Raw genomic sequence first — 3316 nt, 5'->3', positions numbered from 1 at the left:
TCTCATAATGCTGAAGAAACAACAACTTATATGGAAAAAGTGACAAAAGGTAAGAAATTAACAAAAGATGAAAAAGAAACTTTATTGTTAACACTTGAAAAAGAAATGAAAGATGCAGCGAAGGCACTCGATTTCGAGCGTGCAGCAGAACTGCGTGATACGATTTTGGAACTGAAAGTGGAAGGATGAAGACATTTGAAAAATCAAGAAATTCGCATAGAAGGTGCACGTGCACACAATTTGAAAAACGTCAGTTTAACCATTCCACGCGATAAACTTGTTGTTATGACAGGTTTATCAGGTTCTGGTAAATCTTCACTTGCTTTCGATACTATATATGCAGAAGGTCAACGACGTTACGTAGAGTCGTTATCATCTTATGCACGCCAGTTTTTAGGACAAATGGACAAACCAGATGTGGATGTAATAGAAGGTTTGTCACCTGCTATTTCGATTGATCAAAAAACAACAAGTCGTAACCCCCGTTCTACAGTGGGTACTGTAACCGAGATTTACGATTATTTACGATTGTTATTTGCTCGTGTAGGAAAGCCGATTTGTCCAAATCACGGTATCGAAATTTCTTCTCAAACGATTGAACAAATGGTTGATCGGTTGATGGAATTCCCAGAACGCACGCGTATGCAAATATTAGCTCCTATTGTATCTGGTCGAAAAGGGACACATGCCAAAATGCTTGAAGATGTTAAGAAACAAGGATATGTACGTGTACGTGTAAACGGAGATTTAATGGATTTAGATGATGATATTAATTTGGATAAAAATAAAAAGCATGACATTGAAATTGTGATTGACCGTGTTGTCATGAAAGAAGATATTGCCCCGAGGCTGGCAGATTCTTTAGAAGCAGCACTAAGACTAGCCGATGGACGTGTTTTAATCGATGTCATGGAACACGAATTATTGCTGTTTAGTGAACATCATGCTTGTCCGATTTGTGGATTTTCTATAGGTGAACTAGAACCACGTATGTTTTCATTCAACAGTCCTTTTGGTGCATGTCCAGAATGTGATGGGCTTGGTTCGAAGCTTGAAGTTGACCCAGACCTCGTCATCCCTGATTGGTCGAAATCTTTAAGTGAAGGTGCAATTGTTCCATGGGAACCAACAAGTTCACAGTACTATCCACAATTATTAGCGGCTGTGTGCAAACATTATAAAATCAACATGAATAAGCCTGTTGCAAAACTGCCAAAAGACCAAATGGATAAAATTCTTCATGGATCTGGTACAGACAAAATCCGATTCCGTTACGAAAATGATTTTGGACAAGTCCGAGATAATCAAATTTATTTTGAAGGAATATTAAAAAATATCGAACGCCGATATAAAGAAACGTCTTCAGATTATATTCGTGAGCAAATGGAAAAATATATGGCACAACAAGACTGTCCAACATGTACAGGGTATCGCTTGAAACCTGAAACATTAGCTGTAAAATTGGCATCACTTCATATAGGTCAAGTAACGTCATTTTCAATTGAAGAAGCGGATGCATTTTTCAAATCATTGGAGTTATCCGAAAAAGATATGCAAATTGCACGTCTCATTTTACGTGAACTTCATGAACGCTTAGGCTTCCTTATTAATGTAGGTTTAGACTACTTAACATTAAATAGAGCTGCCGGTACATTATCCGGTGGTGAAGCACAGCGAATTCGTTTAGCGACTCAAATCGGTTCACGCTTAAGCGGAGTCCTATACATTTTAGATGAGCCTTCGATTGGATTACATCAACGAGATAACAACCGCTTAATTGAAACTCTTAAAAATATGCGTGATATTGGCAACACGTTAATTGTAGTTGAACATGATGAAGACACAATGATGGCTGCAGATTATTTAATAGATGTAGGTCCAGGGGCTGGAGTTCATGGTGGTGAGATTGTAGCAGCGGGAACGCCGACTCAAGTCATGAAGAGTTCGAAATCGATTACTGGTCAATATTTAAGTGGAAAGAAATTTATTCCTCTTCCTAGTGAACGCCGCAAACCCGATGGTCGTATGATTTCGATAAAAGAGGCTACAGAAAATAACTTGAAAAATGTGACGGTGGATATCCCATTGGGTGTCTTTACTTCTGTTACAGGTGTATCCGGTTCAGGGAAAAGTACGTTAATCAATGAAATTTTGCATAAATCACTTGCACAGAAATTAAATCGTGCAAAGGCAAAGCCGGGAAAACATAAAGAAGTAACAGGAATTGAACAGCTTGAAAAGGTTATCGATATTGACCAATCCCCTATAGGACGAACACCTAGATCAAATCCAGCAACCTATACAGGAGTTTTTGATGATATTCGTGATGTATATGCATCGACGAACGAAGCGAAAGTCCGTGGCTACAAAAAAGGCCGTTTCAGTTTCAACGTCAAAGGTGGTCGCTGTGAGGCTTGTCGAGGAGACGGGATTATTAAAATCGAAATGCATTTCTTGCCAGACGTCTATGTACCTTGTGAAATTTGTCACGGCAAACGTTATAACCGTGAAACATTAGAAGTAAAATACAAAGGTGAAAACATTGCTGACGTATTAAAAATGACTGTTGAGGATGCGGTAAAATTCTTTGAAAATATACCAAAGATTAATCGTAAACTTCAGACGATTGTCGATGTTGGACTAGGGTATATGACGCTTGGTCAACCAGCGACGACGTTATCTGGTGGTGAAGCACAACGTGTGAAACTGGCTTCTGAGTTACACAAACGCTCGAACGGCAAATCTTTCTATATTTTAGATGAGCCGACAACTGGATTACATGCACATGATATTGCACGGTTACTTATAGTCTTACAACGATTAGTAGAGAGCGGTGACACGGTTCTTGTTATTGAACATAATTTAGATGTAATCAAAACATCAGATTACGTTATTGACCTTGGCCCAGAAGGTGGCGACAAAGGTGGAACGATTTTAGCTATCGGAACTCCTGAAGAAATTGCGAAAGTTGAAAACTCTTATACAGGTCACTATTTAAAACCAATACTTGAACGTGACAGCCTGCGAATGGAAGAGAAAATCGCAAAAGCATCATCGAAAAGAAAGACGAAAAAAGAATCAGTTTCCGTAAAATGAAACCTTTTTAGTTAATAATCCGTATGTATAAGGGAAGAGCAAAGTACCGCGCAAAGCGGCTTTGAAGGAGGCCAAATATATGCAAGAAGAACGTAAACGCATTTTAGATTCAGTCGAAAAAGGGACGATATCTGCTCAAGAAGCGTTAATATTGCTAGAGGCTCTAGGAAATGAAGGGACGAAACCACTAGCATCATCATTTGCTGGTACAGGTCAGTCT

3 protein-coding genes are annotated in these 3316 nt (G+C 38.9%); all 3 read left to right on the top strand.

Annotation, left to right across the window (positions count from 1 at the left end; translation table 11 throughout):
• Nucleotides 1-189, top strand: a 189-nt coding sequence (locus tag AC1DOS_RS18945) for a UvrB/UvrC motif-containing protein (RefSeq protein WP_477538753.1), incomplete at its 5' end; no start/stop codon positions are given.
• A 6-nt stretch (nt 190-195) separates the two neighbouring features.
• Nucleotides 196-3096 carry an excinuclease ABC subunit UvrA gene (gene uvrA / locus AC1DOS_RS18940; RefSeq protein WP_477538752.1) on the top strand — a complete coding sequence of 967 codons (2901 nt, stop codon included), beginning with the start codon at nt 196-198 and terminating at the stop codon, nt 3094-3096.
• Nucleotides 3097-3175: 79 nt separating this feature from the next.
• The coding region (locus tag AC1DOS_RS18935) for an SHOCT-like domain-containing protein (protein ID WP_477538754.1) at nt 3176-3316 on the top strand (141 nt) is incomplete at its 3' end.

The sequence above is a fragment of the Paenisporosarcina sp. P5_A11 genome (assembly GCF_056400705.1).
This window is presented reverse-complemented; position numbering and strand designations above follow the sequence as displayed.